The following is a 15,893-nucleotide window of genomic DNA, read 5'->3' as shown; positions in this document are numbered from 1 at the left end:
ACCACAATATTTGCTTAAAACCTTCAATAAGAGTCAAAAAACCCGGTTTCTTTATCTTCTGCTGCGGTATCATTCCGAGCGATCGACTATTTCCGCCCGTCACCTTTATTGGGCGGTTCTTGTTGTTGTTCTTGAGGTTTAGCTGTGATGTTAGCTAATTCTTTTTTGTCTGGTTGCGGTGTTTCTGGAGTTGAGTTAGCCATTGAGTTTTTTCCTAAATAGATGCACCGCTTAATTATATCGTTTCGGGCTGCAAAGATATTGCTGTAGATATCGAGAGGAAAATCAAGACAAACAATTCTCATGGAGTGGCATTTGAGCTTTAATAAGTGTTAGCAATATTTTGATATGTCAAGCGGATATTAAAACCAGAGGCCTCTCAAAAGTTATGAAACTGCAAAAAATAGGATTGTCCGGACTCATCTCAATCTTAGCGGCGCTAACTGTAGGCGAGTTTCGATTTATCCCTAATTCTCAATTTAAAATCATAAATTCTCAGGCCTTGGCTCAAACCCAAGCTGAGCGGAAAGCCGAAGCAGACCGACTGTTCAAGCAAGGGATTCAGCAGTATCAGATTAGTCAATTTCAAGCTGCTTTGCAGTCTTGGCAACAGGCACTAATAATTTATCGAGAAATTAAAAACCGCCAAGGTGAAGGGCGGGCTCTGGGAAATCTGGGAAGTGCTTACTTTTACCTGGGCGACTACGCCAAAGCCATCGAGTACGCTCAGCAGTGGTTGGCGATTGCCCGAGAAATTAAAGACCGCCAAAACGAGGGGAAAGCTCTGGGAAATCAGGGAATTGCTTACCTTTCCCTCGGCGACTACGCCAAAGCCATCGAGTACGCTCAGCAGTTGTTGGCGATCGCCCGAGAAATTAAAGACCGCCAAAGCGAGGGGGCGGCTCTGGGCACTCTGGGAAGTGCTTACCGTAACCTCGGCGACTACGCCAAAGCCATCGAGTACGCTCAGCAGTGGTTGGGGATTGCCCGAGAAATTAAAGAGCGCCAAAGCGAGGGGAAAGCTCTGGGAAGTCTGGGAAATGCTTACCTTTCCCTCGGCGACTACGCCAAAGCCATCGAGTACCAACAGCAGTCGTTGGCGATCGCGCGAGAAATTAAAAACCGCCAAAGCGAGGGGGTGGCTCTGAGAAATCTGGGAATTGCTTACTTTTCCCTCGGCGACTACGCCAAAGCCATCGAGTACCAACAGCAGTCGTTGGCGATCGCGCGAGAAATTAAAGACCGCGAAAGCGAGGGGGCGGCTCTGGGAAATCTGGGATATGCTTACCTTTCCCTCGGTCACTACGCCAAAGCTATGGAGTACCAACAGCAGTCGTTGGCGATCGCGCGAGAAATTAAAGACCGCCAAGGCGAGGGGGTGGTTCTGGGAAGTCTGGGAAGTGCTTACCTTTTGCTCGGCGACTACGCCAAAGCCATCGAGTACGCTCAGCAGGTGTTGGCGATCGCGCGAGAAATTAAAGACCGCCAAAGCGAGGGGAAAGCTCTGGGAAATCTGGGACTTGCTTACCTTTCCCTCGGCAACTATGCCAAAGCCATCGAGTACACTCAGCAGTGGTTGGCGATCGCCCGAGAAATAAAAGACCGCCAAAACGAGGGGGACGCTCTCACGAATCTAGGATTGGCTCTCTCCAACTCTGGTAATCTCCCAGCAGCAGAGAAAACCCTACTTGATAGTATTAAAGTTTCAGAATCTCTCCGTGCTGGATTAGACGATGCCAATAAAGTGTCAATATTTGAAACCCAAACTAGCCCCTACCTCACTTTACAAAAAGTCTTCATTGCTCAGAAAAAAACTAATGACGCTTTAGAAATTGCCGAACGGGGTAGAGCCCGAGCTTTTGTGGAGTTATTGGCATCTCGCCAAGCCCCATCTGCCTCTGTCACACCTACTATCAACCCGCCCAATATCCAGCAAATTCAACAAATCGCTAAAGAGCAAAACGCTACCCTCGTCGAGTATTCAAATATTTGGAATCAAGCCCTTTATATTTGGGTCATCAAGCCGACTGGTGAAATTACCTTTCGCTCCGTTGACCTCAAATCTCTGAACATCAATCTACGCGAAGCCAGCGAACAGACAAGAGTATCTGCTGCTACCGGGAGGAGAGGATTAAACGAGCAAGATACAGCCTTAGCTGAGATGATTCGCGGCACTCGCGATGCTCTGGGTGTATCGGGGGACACTGCCAATCGACAAGCGGCTAATCGCCCTGATTCTACCCCTGCTAATTCTCGCATAATCTACCCCAAATTACAGCAAAGTTATCAACTACTGATTCAACCCATTGCCGATCTTTTACCTACTGACCCGAATGCTCCTGTCATCTTCATTCCCCATCAATCCCTGTTTTTAGTTCCCTTTGTCGCCTTACAAGATCCGACAGGTCAATATCTGATTGAAAAACATACCATCCTGACTGCTCCCGCCATTCAAATTTTGCAGTTTACCCACCAATCACGGCAAAAAATCCGACAACTTTCTCTGCAAAATAACCTCGTCGTCGGCAATCCAATTATGCCCAAAATTGGTACCCCGCCGCACCAATTACCTGCCTTACCGGGTAGCGAACAGGAAGCAATTACAATTGCCCAACTTCTGAAGACTAAACCGATTACAGGCTCTCAAGCCACTAAAGCATCGATTGTTCAACAGATGCTAAAAGCCCGGATTATTCATCTGGCAACTCACGGATTACTCAATGAAGTGAAGAGGCGAGATTTACCGGGAGCGCTCGCCCTGGCTCCATCAGGAAATGATGACGGATTGCTGACTTCGAGCGAAATCTTGGATTTAAAATTAAATGCTGAATTAGTGGTATTAAGTGCTTGCAATACTGGCAGAGGAAAACTCACAGGTGATGGTGTGCTTGGATTATCTCGTGCTTTAATTAGTGCTGGTGTTTCCAGTATTATCGTTTCTCTGTGGTTAGTGCCCGATGAGCCGACAGCGGAATTAATGGCAGAATTCTATCGCCAGTTACAGAAAAAACCGAATAAAGCTCAAGCTTTGCGACAAGCAATGCTGATGACAATGAAGATGCACCCAACTCCGCAAGATTGGGCAGCGTTTACGCTGATTGGCGAAGCAGAATAAGATTTTTTTCGGCGCTTGCTACACTGCTTGAGGGTTGCAGCCAAACAAATCGGACGTGGACGCAAAAACATCTTTGTTAAGTATTAAATGCCGATCGCCATCTCGACTGATTAACCCTTGCTGCTGCAATTTTCCCAGCATTCGAGTTACTGTTACCCGCGTCGTGCAAATCGCATTAGCAATATCTTGATGTGTCAAGCGGATATTCAAACGAGTTCCCTCAACCACAGGCTGACCGAATTCCTGTTGCAATAATAGCAGTAGCTGATACAAACGGTCATCTACTCGCCGCTGTCCGGCGATCGCTAAAATTGCTTCCATTTGCCGCAGCCGCCGTACCATTTGAGGCAGCAACTCGTGAGCTAATTGAGGAGAAGCTTCGATTTCCACCATAGAATACCACATCAAATAAATATCTGATGTCGCCGTAGCTCGGTAAGTCTGCAAGCTTGTCAACCACAAACCGAAGCACATCGAAGGCCCAACCCAACCCAAAAGTCCTTCTTCCCCGCTTGGATAAAGCGTACTCAGTTGTGCTAGGCCTTGACAGACTCGCCAAAGGCCTTGCGACATCATAGGAATGGTTTCGCCCTTGGCATAAAAATGCAAGTTGCGAGTCGCTCCTGTGTTATGCTGGATTTCCGCTAAAAGTGCTTTGGATGTTGGTGGCATATCCTTATTTCCAGCTAAAAAACATTGTCTGAGACCTACGCCTCTGACTCTAACCGACCAAGGTAAAGGTTAGGTAATCGTCTGGTTAGCGGCAAGATAAGCTTTAGTCATTAGTCATTAGTCATGAGTTGTTAGTTGTTAGTTGTTAGTTGTTAGTTGTTAGTTGGTATAAAATGACTAAGAACACGGTGGATTGTGGAAAATAAATGCAATCCTTATTTTGGGCATTTTAAATAAATATTTAAGTGGAAGAATGAATCAGAATATTTGTTAACAAATATTGGCTTGAGCAAGGTTTTACAGAAAACAGAGGCGAGGAGAGGAAGTTTGATCGCACTCCCAGGCCCGCCGAGTCAACTGCTGCTATCTGCTGCCACAACCTTCAAGAACTTCTAAAATAGTTCAAGAAGATATCAAAAGACAAAGTAAGGTTTTTCATGGCCGATCAATTAATTCGCGCTACAGCCGCAGATGGCGGAATTCGCGCTGTAGGCGTCATTTCCACCCGCCTCACCGAAGAAGCAAGACAGCGGCACAAGCTCTCCTACGTGGCTACAGCGGCCCTCGGCCGCACAATGTCGGCAGGGCTGTTACTCGCCTCCAGCATGAAGCGGCCCGAATCGAGAGTCAACATTCGCATCAAAGGAGATGGCCCGCTGGGCGGGCTTCTGGTGGATGCGGGACTTGATGGAACAGTTCGAGGTTATGTGGACAATCCCGAAGTCGAATTGCCGCCCAATGCTAAAGGCAAACTCGACGTTGGCGGGGCAATAGGTGACGGTTATTTGTACGTGGTGCGGGACGTTGGATACGGATTCCCTTATTCAAGTACGGTAGAATTGGTTTCCGGCGAAATTGGCGACGATCTGACTCATTATTTGGCAACCTCGGAGCAAACGCCTTCGGCTCTGGTTCTGGGGGTGTTTGTGGGGGCGGGCGGGGTACAAGCGTCTGGGGGTGTGCTGTTGCAGGTTCTGCCGAAGGCGGCAACGGACGAAAAACTGGTGCAAACTTTAGAATCTAGAGTTGCTCAATTGTCGGGCTTTACGCCACTGCTGCGATCGGGCAAAACGCTGCACGAGATTCTCGAACAGTTACTGGGAGATATGGGCCTGGAAATTTTCCCGGAAACTCAGATGGTGCGCTTTGACTGTGGCTGTTCGTTCGATCGAGTTTTGGGAGCTTTGAAAATGTTGGGCGAAGCTGAACTCCAAGACATGATTGAAAAAGATGGGGGGGCTGAGGCTACGTGCCATTTCTGCAACGAGGTTTACAAAGCTAATAGCGACCAACTTGCAGAACTCATCGGCGATTTGCGATCGAACTCCGGTTCTTGAGAGGATAATGTGTAATTGGCTCTATTGAGTGCGAGTTAGGGATGACGGCCTTGACCAATTGCCAATTACGCATTATCAATTACCTAATCACAAAATTTTGATTTTGGCGGTTTGGCGATCGGCTCTTGCAGTCTAGGGCCGACGGGAGTATGTAAAAGTGATGAATACATTTTATAGAGCAGTTGATAGCAGCGCTCGCAGTTTTTAAATAACTAACGCTAGCTGGTTGCTGTTTGTGGTGAGGATATGAGTCAAGATCGCAAAATACCAGGCCGTTGGTCTGCATCAGAATCCTTGGAGTCAAAAAAGGATACTTCGTCGCTGGTGCGCTTACCAGCAAGGAAAAACCGGGCTGAACGACTTAAAGAACTCCGAGAGTTGGTTACTTCGGGAAAACTGCCGGGAGGGCATCTGGAAATACCGCCGAATTTGTCTGGGGAAAACTCGCAGCCGCCCGGAGAACACAATCCGTTTTGGCGGAACTGGTCGAATAAGTGGCAGTTTTGGCTGGCGCTTAGTTTGATGCTATCAGTGGGTATGGGGTTTGTGGCAATTGCGTCTTTACTCAACCTGACCTCGCAGTCCAATTGCTCAAAGATTTTTTGGCCGACGGCTTCTGCTAACGATCGCTTTTTTTGTGCTCAAGAAGCAGCAAGCAAGCGGACGGCGGATGATTTGCTCAGGGCGATCGAATTAGTTAATGCTTTGCCAAAAGACCATCCGCTGCGGCCGAGAATTAACACTCAAATCGATCGGTGGTCGGAGGATATTGTCAGGCTGGGAAATGCTACTTTCCAAGAAGGAAAGCTGGAGGAGGCTATTGCGCTCGCTCGCAAGGTTCCTAAAGACGTTCCCGCTTACCCGACGGTGGAAAAGCAGATTGAAAAGTGGCAGTCGATATGGAGGGAAGCAGAGAAAATTTACCGCACGGCTGAAGACCACTTGCGTCAGGAAGAGTGGACGCTGGCTTTCAGCCAAGCTACTCTGCTTTTGGATTTGGGAAATACTTTCTGGGAATCGGCTAAGTACGAGGAATTGACTAAGCTAATTCAGACGACTCGGGCGGAGGGCAATAAGTTGCTAAAAGCCCGCAATACAGCCTCCGAGGGAGGTCTCGACAATCTGGTGACGGGGATTAAGCTGGCTCAGGGCATCGATCGAAACAGTTATTTGTATCAAGCTGCCAATAAGGCGATCGCGGAATTTAGCAAGAAAATTTTGGATATCGCCCAAAAACGATTGCAGGCAGGGGATTGGCAGGAGGCGATCGCGATCGCTAACAAGATTCCCGACACTGCAAATTTAAGGGAACAAGTTGAGGATTTTAACCAGTTGGCGAATGCTACTTCCCAGGCTTTGACTGGCTCTGTTGAGGGTTTCTCCAAGGCGATCGAGATTGCTCAAAAGTTGAAGTCCGGTCGCCCTTTATACAAACAAGCTCAAGATTTAGTCGGCCGCTGGCAGCAAGAAATGGCTGATGTGAAAGTTTTGGATTTGGCAAGCAGGCTGGCGGCGCCGGGTGGGGTAAATGATTTGAGGGCTGCGATCGCGCAATTGCAAACAGTCCCCCAATCAAATCCCCGCGCTTCGGAAGCTCGCAGTCAAATTACCAGCTTGAGCCGTCAAATCGAGCTGCTGGAAGACAGTCCGTATTTGCAAAGAGCTAACGATTTGGCAAGTACGGGCGATCCGAATGCTCTGGAAGCGGCCGTTGCTCAAGCTTCTCGGATAGCTAGAGGTAGGGCGCTTTATGTGGAAGCTCAAACCAAAATTCAAGCTTGGATCGAGAGGAGACAGCGGCTTGTTGACCAGCCGTTTTTAGATAGAGCTCAGCAGCTAGCGGCGAGCGGCAATTTGGCGGGGGCAATTGAGATGGCCCGCCGGATTCGATCGGGACGGGTGCTTTATGAGGAAGCTCGATCGAACATTCGGACTTGGGAGGCTCAATTTCAGGGCGAGCAAGATTTGCAGAACGCCCGTCAGGCTGCCCGATCGGGGACTGCGGAGGCTCTGCAAACGGCAATTGGGCTGGCCCTTCAGGTGCCCGAGTCGAGTTCGCTCCGGTGGCAGGCGAGTGAGGCGATTGATGAGTGGAGCCAGCGGATTTTGGCGCTTGGTGTGGAACAGTCGTCGTCGGATCTGGCTGGGGCGATCGCGACTTTGAAGAAAATTCCATCGGGTACTCGGGCTTTTGAGCAAGCTCGATCGCAAATCAAAGTTTGGGAGGAGTCGCTGAATCCTCCGGATGCTGAATCTCCCCCTCCCGAACCGCCGGAAACCGAGCCCCCTAGCAGGTCTCCAAGTCGGTAAATTTGAGGGTGATAAGCGGGTACTTAATATCTTTACTTAGTTTGTATTAGGGAACCAAAAATGAAAACGCCCAAGCAAGTGATCCAAGACTGGGTTTCTGCTTATAACGATCGTGACCCTCACGCCCTGATCGAGCTTTATCACGACGATGCAGAGAACCATCAAGTTGCCTTTGGCGATCCTCTAAACGGTTGTGAGGAATTGCTGGAGAGTTTTGTTACCTTCTTCCAAGCTTTTCCAGACAATTACACGCACGTTGAGAATCTGTTTGAGGATGGCGAGTGGGCGATCGTCGAGTGGACTGGTGGGGGCACATTTCTAGGTGAGTTTGGTGGGAACCTACCAACTGGCAAAAGTTTTACGCTGCAAGGCTGTGGCTTCTTTCATGTTGTTGATGGCAAAATCCATTTTCAACGCGGTTATATAGACAAGCACACTTGGTTCATGCAGCTTGGGCTACCTATATCATAATTTTCCAGTTGTGCAACTGTACTATTATTTTGCATCAAGTCTTTGCTGACTAAAACCTGCGTTGCAGCTAGAGACTACCGAAAAATAGTGCTTTTTCCCGATGCTTGCAATTCCATTAAAATGACTAATTCCAGAGCCTAAACATCCGCTGGATTGAGGTGCATCATTGCCCAAGTGGTGTAAGTCCCGATCGGACTCCAAAGTATGTAAGGCAGCAATAACAGGGCGGCAGGCTCGGAAACTTGCAACACACTTAAAGCTAGTATTACGCTTAAAATAGCGCCCGTTCCGCCGATTATTGTGCCGACTTTTAGGCTCCTAACTTTGCACATAACCGAGGTGTAAGACATGGTTACTATTTCTAAAAGCAGGTACAAACCCATTTTCAGCCAAGTCTCCTGAGTTCCCGGTTCTTTTTCCCAAACAATCACTGCTGACCAAGCTGCACAAATAAAAATTACTGTCCAAATTAGGGGAATTGCTTTTTCAAATACTAGCCATCTCGGACGCTGCAAGCGGTTGAACCATTGGATGTCGCTGGGCGGGATTAAGTTCGCTGCTAGTGCTACTATCAAGGCGACGCCTCCAATTACCATCCAGGATTTAATCATTTTTTTACCTTAGGCGAGGTTGACAGGTTCAATTCAGCAGATATTATCTCTAATTTTGGCGATCGCGCAATCTGTCCCTAGTTATATTAGGTTTTGTTCGTCGCGAAACCCAACATCAATTGAAAAGTAATTTAGACTTCGGGGAAATCTCAATTTATTTTCTTCTATTCCGTTTCATAATATAAAAAATGCGACTCTTGCTCCCTCCCCTTGAAAAGGGGAGGGTTCCGGGTCTGCTTTTCAGTAAAATTGACCAGTAAATTGAACAAAAAGTCTCTTAGTCTTTCAAAAAAATCAGCGACTAGCCGAGCCGATGATGCTGTTCTAATTCTAAACTAGAGTCATTCTCTTTTTTGGGAACCAGAAGTGTATTTTCGCTGGTCGGTTGCAACACAGCTTTAATCACTTGGAGAAAACGGTTAGGCTTTTTAGTTTGACCGTTGAGAGTCCGCCGGTCTTGCACTTTTTTAGAAAGGTGCCTCATCACAGATAAATCGAGTTCATCGATGAAATGGTCTGCTATACGTTCTCCCATTAAATCAATAGCTTCAGCATACTGCTCTGTGAGCGTTTCTATGGCATCGTATGCTTCGTCAGCAACTTGACTTGCTACTGTTTTATTTTGGTCGCCCGGTGTCTGGGAATGGCTGCGGCGTCGGTCTAAAAGACTTTGGTAATCCGCAATGCTCATTCCCAAATTGTAGAGATGGTGGTGAGCGTGATCCATCAAATCTACTTCGCTGGGATAGAAGAAACCACGAGTGCTGTTGATGCCGTGTACTTTTGCCCAACGCCGTAGAGTTGTCTCATCTTGCAGTTGGTATCGCTCCAACATTTGAGCTGTGTTCAGCTCTACTTCTGGCGTAACTTTGAAATCGCTCATCGGTAAATCCTCGCGGGTGAGTAAATAAATAAAATTGAAACTTAGAATCTGTGATTGGCGTACAGTCTGAAAATGACGATGATCAATCCTGTGACGGCATTGAGGGAAGTCTTGCGGGCATTTGCTAACCGTCGATCGTGCGATCGTCGTTGGATCGAGTCAGAGAATTTCAGGGTAGCGTACTTTTGGGCTTTGTCTCGATCGCATTCGGGAGCAAGCACACAGGGTTAATAATATAGCTGATTTAAGGTTTCAACAACCGTTAAAAATAGTAAACTTTGATTTTTGGGGTTGAATTATTAGTAATGTTGAGCTATAATATTTTCAATAACCGTGCAATTAGTAATTTTAGTAGTTGCAAACGAGATTCTTAGTATGCCTGTATACGATTATTTGTGTCCCGAAAACAACCAGCAGTTAGAAGTGTGGCACAGCATGAACCTGGAAGTTTCGACTTGGGGCCAACTGTGCGAGTTGGCTAAGTGCGAACCCGGGGAGACTCCCGCAGATGCTCCGGTACGCCGACTGCTGAGCGCTCCGAGATTGATGAAGCCGACATCCGACACCGATTATAAAAATTCGGGTTTTAGCAAGTACGTGAAGCGGGATGAAGGAGTTTATGAAAATGTCACGGCTAAGGATGGTGAAAGCCGTATTGTCAATCGAGATGGTAAGCCGATTAAAGACTGAGAATCCATAATAATCAAGTTTTCAGTTGAGTGAATTACATATATTAAGTAGGGACACGGCAGCGCAGTGTCCTTTGTTTTATCCGATTAAAAACAGCTATATTATTCAGATTCTATTAGTCCGATGCCGACACCACAAAACGCTCAACCGGACATAATATTATTGACCAAACCAATCTTTTATTTTTTGCTTTGCTTGTTTTTTAGTATCAGCATTAATGTATACTGAAACAGTAGCTATGGCAGCTAGCAATACTCCCAAATCGTCTGTAAATCCGATGCCGACTAATATATCGGGAATGGCATCGACAGGAGATATAAAATAGGTCAAAGCTCCAACTACAACTCCTTTTGCCCAAGCAGGCACGTTGGGGTTCTGAGCCGTATAGTAGAGAATTAAAGCTTTTTCAACTACTTCTCTTCCTGCGGTTAAAGCAAAGTTTTTAAGTTTAGCCCAAAAACTTTCATCGGAATAGTTCATTTGGGGGTTGCTGAAGTTTGTTGTGGTTCCTTTCCGGTCGATTAAATCGAGAGGAATGCCCTTAGTTTTAAGCTGGGAAACAGCCGAATTAAAAGATGCTGATGGCTGATTTTTATTAGGGGTTGCCTCCCGTATTTGTTTGATGTCTGCGATAAATTCCTGCATGGCTTGGATTTGCAAGTCGGAAACCGCCAGCAGTTTTTTTGCGGATTGGATCGCCTCGCTTTCTCCAGGATGCAGCGTTTTATCTGCCCCAGCAATGTTAATTAAAAAATACATGACTCCCAAACGCAGCGCTTCTTCTGACTTGCTGAGTGTTTGCAAACAGTCGCTGAGTGATGGGGGACTGGCTGTGTAGGATTGGATTTGAGCCTTTGCAGAGTCAGAAAATTTGTCTAAATTTATGGTTTTAAACAACAAATCTAGTTCGTCAATATCAACGGAACCATCGGCGGCTGCGATCGCAAACAAAGAACCATAAAAAGCCTTAAGTTCGCTTTCTGATGAGGTGGCAAAAATATCTCTCTCGGACACGATGCTACTCCGATTGATAAGGATGCTTTACATTTTACCACAAAACTCAGCGCGCCATGATTTCAGAAACCGGCAATAATTTTAGAGAGTATCAAACAAAGGAGAATTTTTTATGAAAGTTGCGATCGTCGGCTGCGGCTATGTGGGTACTGCGACAGCCAAACAGTTACGCGGCAAATCTGATTGTATCGTGACGGCGACAACTACCACGGCGACGCGAGTAGTTGAGTTGGAGGGTGTCGCGCAGCGGGTAGCCGTGCTCAAGGGAAATGACAAAGATGCAATGACGGCTGTATTGCAAGAACAAGATGCTGTTATGCTGTGCGTAGGTGCTCCAAATTCTGATACTTATCAGGAGAGTTATTTAGATACAGCGACTACTTTGGTATCGGTTTTAAAGCAGATACCAATAGTAAAACAGGTTATTTATACTGGTACTTATTCTGTGTATGGCGATCGCAAAGGTGAAGTGGTAAATGAAGAGTCACCAGTCGCACCTGCCAACCCAAACGGTGAAATTATGGCAGAAACAGAACGGGTTTTATTAGCAGCATCTAATGCCAATCTTCACGTTTGCATTCTCCGTTTGGGAGGAATTTATGGGCCTGGCCGAGAATTAGTTAAAATCTTTGGGCGCTGGGCTGGGAACACTCGCCCCGGTGCGGGGGAAGATGCTACTAATTGGGTGCATCGGGATGATGTTGTTGGGGGGTTAACCTTTGCTTTGGAAAATCGATTGCAGGGAATTTATAATTTACTTAGCGATGTATCGCTATCCAGTCGCGAATTGCTCGATCGCATTTTTGAAGCTAATAATTTGCCTAAAGTTTCTTGGGATGGAAGCCCTAGCGTGCGGCCTTATAATGCTAGGGTGTCGAATCAAAAGATTAAGGCGGCGGGTTATAAGTTTATCCATCCTGAAATTAGGGAGTTTTAATAGCCTTGGGCGCAGCACCTAATTATGTAGGGTGCCCACTGTGCACCTTGCTATAGAATATTATATTTTCCCTTTAACCCAAGTTCTAAATGATTTCAGCAAAGCAATTTCTCCTATCGTTTGAGTGTGACTGAAAAACCCCGCCATTTCTGCTGATACAAAGGGAAAAGCAATACTAAAGTCGCGCTCAATATATTCAGTTTCTACCAACTGATAAAATTTCAAAACTCGCCCGTTATATAGCCAGAGTTCCGGGACGCGAAGTGCGGAGTAAATGGCAAACTTATCAACTGAACTGCTGGTAATATCTATTTCAATTGCTAAGTCTGGCGGTGGGAAAGTTTCTAAATCTAGTTCTTGCCTGCCTCTAACTGCTGCTTCATTTTGGATATAATAACAGTTATCTGGTTCTATGCCTTTTTTGGCATTTTTGAGTTTGAGAGTAGTTGAGCCAGCACTTTTAATTTCAATGTCGAGTTCTTCTGCTAAAGCAAGGATGAAATTACCGAAATTGCTCTTGTAGTTCTCATGTTCAAATAGTGGCGCCATAATTTCCAGTCTCCCTTCATCGTAAGCTATGCGATAACCTCGCTTATCGCCTATTTCTTTGAGCAACGTTTCAAAGGTTGACCAGCTAATGTTTTCTAGCAGTGTTCTCTGTTCGGCTAAACTTGAAGTAGTAGCAATCATGTCAAAATCTCCTTGAGCTGAGAAAACTCTAGTTTTATTTTATCACAGGCCCAGATACTATCAAAAAGCGGCTTCTTTTTTTGAACCGCAGATGCAGGCGGATACACGCTGATGAACGCAGAGGGATGAAAAGGCGATCGCACTTCACTTAGGTTGTGTTAAATCTTATTTGATGACAGCATTACTAATTCTTTCTCTTCTTCCCAAGACAGTGATATTTCCAGTTCTCCTGATACTGTAAATGTTTGAGCTGCCAACAGGGCCCTCTCTAAATTCACACACATCCGGGCGGAATAATTACCTTCTTGTCCGCCGACAACTAGCGTTTATATTGCATCGGGTTTTGAGGGATCTACTAAATTATGGAAGCTAACGTTATCACAAGTTACGTTAACAATATATTTGCCGGATTCGCCGCCACCAATGCTCATATAACACTCGTCATCTGCACCCAAGGTAACTAAAGTTTTAGTTTTCCCATTTAACTCGCGGATGGCTTGTTCTATGTGACTCCAAGTAGGACTTTCTATTAAATCACCTTCATCCTGGTTGCCAACCCAATTTTCTGCTGATAGGTTTAACACAAACATTATCGCCTCCTTGTATTTGGGGGTGTGATCGCTTTCTTCTTCATCCGCGTTCATCCGTGTTCATCTGCCTTCATCTGCGGTCAAAAAAAGGGGGATCGCTAGATTAAATAATTATCTCGATAGCGTTCCTGTGCCATTTGTCGTGCTTCAAATTCATTCCATTGCTGGATAGGTCGTAAAGTTTCTACAGTTGTCAATTCCTCGGGAATTGGTGTACCTATTATTTGATTGATTACTTCGGCTATTACCCGACAACAGCTTTGTGGCCAACAGACTACTTGCTCCTCAGCAAATCTAATGACTATCCATCCTTTTTCTAAAAATAGTTGATGGCGCTGATTTTCTTGGACAAGCACTTCGTAATTTTTAGGCTCACCGCTTTCATAGTGATAAGGTTTATCAATTGTTATATCAATACGTAAATTTGTTAACTTATCAAAATAAGAAATTTCTATACAGTAAGGTTGATAGGAGTGGGATTTTTGGATGATTAAATTATTATAAATTTTATCTGGGAATAATTGCTGTAAGTTCTTATAAAATTTACTTTCAAGCCACTGAGACTTTGTACTGACAATTCTACCTTCAGGAGGGATGGTTTTTATGATAATGTCTTTAATTATCTGATAGCAATACTGTTTTATTTTTTCAGGTTTTTGGGATTCTGCTATCTGCCGTTTATGCTGAATCTCACGCTTTTGCCATTCTGCTAACAAATCTTTATAATCGCGCATTTGTTGCTTGTATTGATTAAGTGTTCGTAAGTAAGACTTTTTTTTGCCAGAAGTTAAAAGCCGTCACCAAAATTCCACCTACCGAAATATAGAAACTAATGATAATATTTCTACTGGCAATCAGGCTAATAGTTGCAAAAGGAATAATTAATGGGAGAGATTTATAAAAAAACAAAAGTACATCTATTGGTTGGGGCTTATAACTAGGAGGTAAAGGTTTTGGTTCACTAAATTTCCATGTGAATGGAACTGCATTCATAGCTTGAATAACAGGGTCTGGCATGAGGATAATAGGATATTGATTCATGTTTTGTAGTGGTTGTATTATTAAACTATAATACTCAACTATTTTCACGAGATATTCCGCTTGGCAAAGGCAAATAATGTTCTAACAAGGTGGGCAAATGCCCACCCTACCAAATTATCCCATAATCCCAGCAAAAAAGTCGATCGTCTCTTTCAACACTTTTACAAACACATCAATCTCCTCGCGAGTATTGTAAAAATACAAACTCGCCCGCGCAGTCGATGAAATATTCAAATATCGGTGCAAAGCTTGCGTGCAGTGATGCCCGGAACGAATCGCGACTCCCTCCTGGTCTAACATGGTAGACAAGTCTTGAGGGTGAATTTCTCCTGCTGTAAATGCCGCCAAAGCTGCCCTACCTTCGCCGTTGCTATCTGGTTGTGGCCCGTAAATTTTGATTTCGGGAATTTGCCGCAATTGTTGGAACATATAAGCAGTCAATTCTGCTTCGCAAGCGTGAATCTTATCCATGCCAATGTTACTAAGATAATCGATTGCTGCACCGAGGGCGATCGCCTCACCGATTGCAGGCGTCCCGGCCTCAAATTTGTGTGGCAAATCGGCATAGGTGGAATAATCTAGAAACACGTCAGCAATCATCTCGCCGCCGCCGAAAAACGGAGGCATTTCTCTCAGCAAGTCCAGTTTACCGTACAGAAAACCGATGCCAGTCGGAGCGCACATTTTGTGACCGGAAGCAACCAGCCAATCGCAATCTATTGCTTGCACGTCTACTATCATGTGCGGCACGCTTTGGCAAGCATCTATTAAAACTTTTGCGCCGAAACTGTGGGCAATTTTACAGATTTCTTTGACAGGACTGATGCAGCCCAAAGTATTAGAAACGTGAACGGTTGACACCAATTTAGTTTTATGGGAAATCAGCGTTTTAAACTGTTCCACATCAAACTCGTTAGTTTCCGTTAACTCCACAAACTTCAGCACCGCACCGGTTCTTTGAGCAATCATTTGCCAGGGAACGAGATTGCTGTGGTGTTCCATTACCGACAGGATAATTTCATCTCCGGCTTGCAGATTGCTCAAACCCCAAGAATAAGCAACCAAATTAATCGCTTCGGTGGCGTTGCGAGTGTAAACAATTTCTTGCCGCGACGCGGCATTTATAAAGGCCGCAACTTTGTCTCTAGCACCTTCGTAAGCATCAGTCGCTTTGGCGCTGAGAGTGTGAGCGCCGCGGTGCACGTTTGCATTGTATTTCTCGTAGTAGTCGCGCCAAGCGTTGAGCACGGCTAGGGGCTTTTGAGAAGTAGCTGCATTGTCTAAATAAACTAGCGGTTTACCGTTGACTTTTTCATTCAAAATTGGGAAGTCGCGACGAACTTTTGATGCAAGTGTTTTTTCTTGAATAAGTGTCATATTTTTTGAAGTTAGTGATTTGTCGTTGGGTGGGGGCGGGTTTACGAGATTGTTGGTTTTAGGCAATTATTATTTGTGAAACCCGCCCCTTGTATCTTAAAAGAGTCAGGCGCTCAAACCGTAGATCGCAGGCTATAGAACCGCAGACACGGTTG

At 45.5% G+C, this 15,893-nt stretch carries 16 protein-coding genes; 6 read left to right on the top strand and 10 right to left on the bottom strand.

From position 1 onward, the window contains the following. Positions 1–388: 388 nt before the first annotated feature. Positions 389–3,115: a CHAT domain-containing tetratricopeptide repeat protein gene (locus QUA45_RS24165; protein ID WP_333222310.1), complete on the top strand. Its 2,727-nt coding sequence runs from the start codon at positions 389–391 to the stop codon at positions 3,113–3,115. Positions 3,116–3,133: 18 nt separating this feature from the next. On the opposite strand, the gene QUA45_RS24160 is transcribed toward QUA45_RS24165, so the two are convergent. Next, entirely contained in the window at positions 3,134–3,787 is a 654-nt protein-coding gene (locus tag QUA45_RS24160; protein WP_333222309.1) for a Crp/Fnr family transcriptional regulator, read from the bottom strand. Positions 3,788–4,224: 437 nt separating this feature from the next. Here QUA45_RS24160 and hslO point away from each other — a divergent pair, with 437 nt between their 5' ends. The 3 genes from hslO (at position 4,225) to QUA45_RS24145 (ending at position 7,905) form a co-directional block, all read left to right on the top strand. Next, positions 4,225–5,124 (top strand): Hsp33 family molecular chaperone HslO, encoded by a 900-nt coding sequence (gene hslO / locus QUA45_RS24155; RefSeq protein WP_333222308.1) that lies wholly within the window; start codon positions 4,225–4,227, stop codon positions 5,122–5,124. A 246-nt stretch (positions 5,125–5,370) separates the two neighbouring features. Beyond that, positions 5,371–7,434, top strand: coding sequence for a hypothetical protein (locus QUA45_RS24150; RefSeq protein ID WP_333222307.1), 2,064 nt, complete (start codon positions 5,371–5,373; stop codon positions 7,432–7,434). A gap of 60 nt (positions 7,435–7,494) precedes the next feature. Further along, positions 7,495–7,905: an ester cyclase gene (locus QUA45_RS24145; protein WP_333222306.1), complete on the top strand. Its 411-nt coding sequence runs from the start codon at positions 7,495–7,497 to the stop codon at positions 7,903–7,905. Positions 7,906–8,042: 137 nt separating this feature from the next. Here the strand turns inward: QUA45_RS24145 and QUA45_RS24140 are convergent, their stop codons facing one another. From QUA45_RS24140 to QUA45_RS24130, 3 genes are all read right to left on the bottom strand, one after another. After that, positions 8,043–8,516: a TspO/MBR family protein gene (locus tag QUA45_RS24140; RefSeq protein WP_333151617.1), complete on the bottom strand. Its 474-nt coding sequence runs from the start codon at positions 8,514–8,516 to the stop codon at positions 8,043–8,045. A 301-nt stretch (positions 8,517–8,817) separates the two neighbouring features. After that, positions 8,818–9,399 (bottom strand): hypothetical protein, encoded by a 582-nt coding sequence (locus QUA45_RS24135; RefSeq protein WP_333100957.1) that lies wholly within the window; start codon positions 9,397–9,399, stop codon positions 8,818–8,820. 41 nt (positions 9,400–9,440) lie between these two features. Next, positions 9,441–9,620 (bottom strand): hypothetical protein, encoded by a 180-nt coding sequence (locus QUA45_RS24130; RefSeq protein WP_333100958.1) that lies wholly within the window; start codon positions 9,618–9,620, stop codon positions 9,441–9,443. A 154-nt stretch (positions 9,621–9,774) separates the two neighbouring features. On the opposite strand from QUA45_RS24130, the gene QUA45_RS24125 reads away from it, so the two are divergent. Beyond that, positions 9,775–10,089 carry a zinc ribbon domain-containing protein gene (locus tag QUA45_RS24125; RefSeq protein ID WP_333036151.1) on the top strand — a complete coding sequence of 105 codons (315 nt, stop codon included), beginning with the start codon at positions 9,775–9,777 and terminating at the stop codon, positions 10,087–10,089. A 159-nt stretch (positions 10,090–10,248) separates the two neighbouring features. Here QUA45_RS24125 and QUA45_RS24120 read toward each other — a convergent pair whose 3' ends face one another. Next, a complete protein-coding gene (locus QUA45_RS24120) occupies positions 10,249–11,103 on the bottom strand; it encodes a DUF1232 domain-containing protein (RefSeq protein WP_333222305.1) in 855 nt (284 codons plus the stop codon). A 112-nt stretch (positions 11,104–11,215) separates the two neighbouring features. Between QUA45_RS24120 and QUA45_RS24115 the strand changes: the two genes are divergently transcribed. Continuing rightward, positions 11,216–12,040: an NAD-dependent epimerase/dehydratase family protein gene (locus tag QUA45_RS24115; RefSeq protein WP_333222304.1), complete on the top strand. Its 825-nt coding sequence runs from the start codon at positions 11,216–11,218 to the stop codon at positions 12,038–12,040. A 60-nt stretch (positions 12,041–12,100) separates the two neighbouring features. Here the strand turns inward: QUA45_RS24115 and QUA45_RS24110 are convergent, their stop codons facing one another. The 5 genes from QUA45_RS24110 to QUA45_RS24090 all read right to left on the bottom strand — a co-directional run bounded on the left by QUA45_RS24110 (position 12,101) and on the right by QUA45_RS24090 (position 15,738). Further along, on the bottom strand, positions 12,101–12,730 hold the full coding sequence (locus tag QUA45_RS24110; RefSeq protein WP_333222303.1) for a Uma2 family endonuclease: 630 nt from the start codon (positions 12,728–12,730) through the stop codon (positions 12,101–12,103). A gap of 326 nt (positions 12,731–13,056) precedes the next feature. Then, positions 13,057–13,374 (bottom strand): hypothetical protein, encoded by a 318-nt coding sequence (locus QUA45_RS24105; protein WP_333222302.1) that lies wholly within the window; start codon positions 13,372–13,374, stop codon positions 13,057–13,059. Between the two features lie 44 nt (positions 13,375–13,418). Next, the gene (locus QUA45_RS24100; protein WP_333222301.1) at positions 13,419–14,054 is read right to left on the bottom strand and encodes a hypothetical protein; all 636 of its coding nucleotides are present in this window, start codon (positions 14,052–14,054) and stop codon (positions 13,419–13,421) included. 16 nt (positions 14,055–14,070) lie between these two features. After that, a complete protein-coding gene (locus QUA45_RS24095; RefSeq protein ID WP_333222300.1) occupies positions 14,071–14,409 on the bottom strand; it encodes a hypothetical protein in 339 nt (112 codons plus the stop codon). Positions 14,410–14,475: 66 nt separating this feature from the next. Beyond that, positions 14,476–15,738 carry a SufS family cysteine desulfurase gene (locus tag QUA45_RS24090; RefSeq protein WP_333222299.1) on the bottom strand — a complete coding sequence of 421 codons (1,263 nt, stop codon included), beginning with the start codon at positions 15,736–15,738 and terminating at the stop codon, positions 14,476–14,478. Positions 15,739–15,893 lie beyond the last annotated feature (155 nt).

The organism is Microcoleus sp. Pol12A5, from assembly GCF_036701435.1.
GTDB lineage: Bacteria > Cyanobacteriota > Cyanobacteriia > Cyanobacteriales > Microcoleaceae > Microcoleus.
This window is presented reverse-complemented; position numbering and strand designations above follow the sequence as displayed.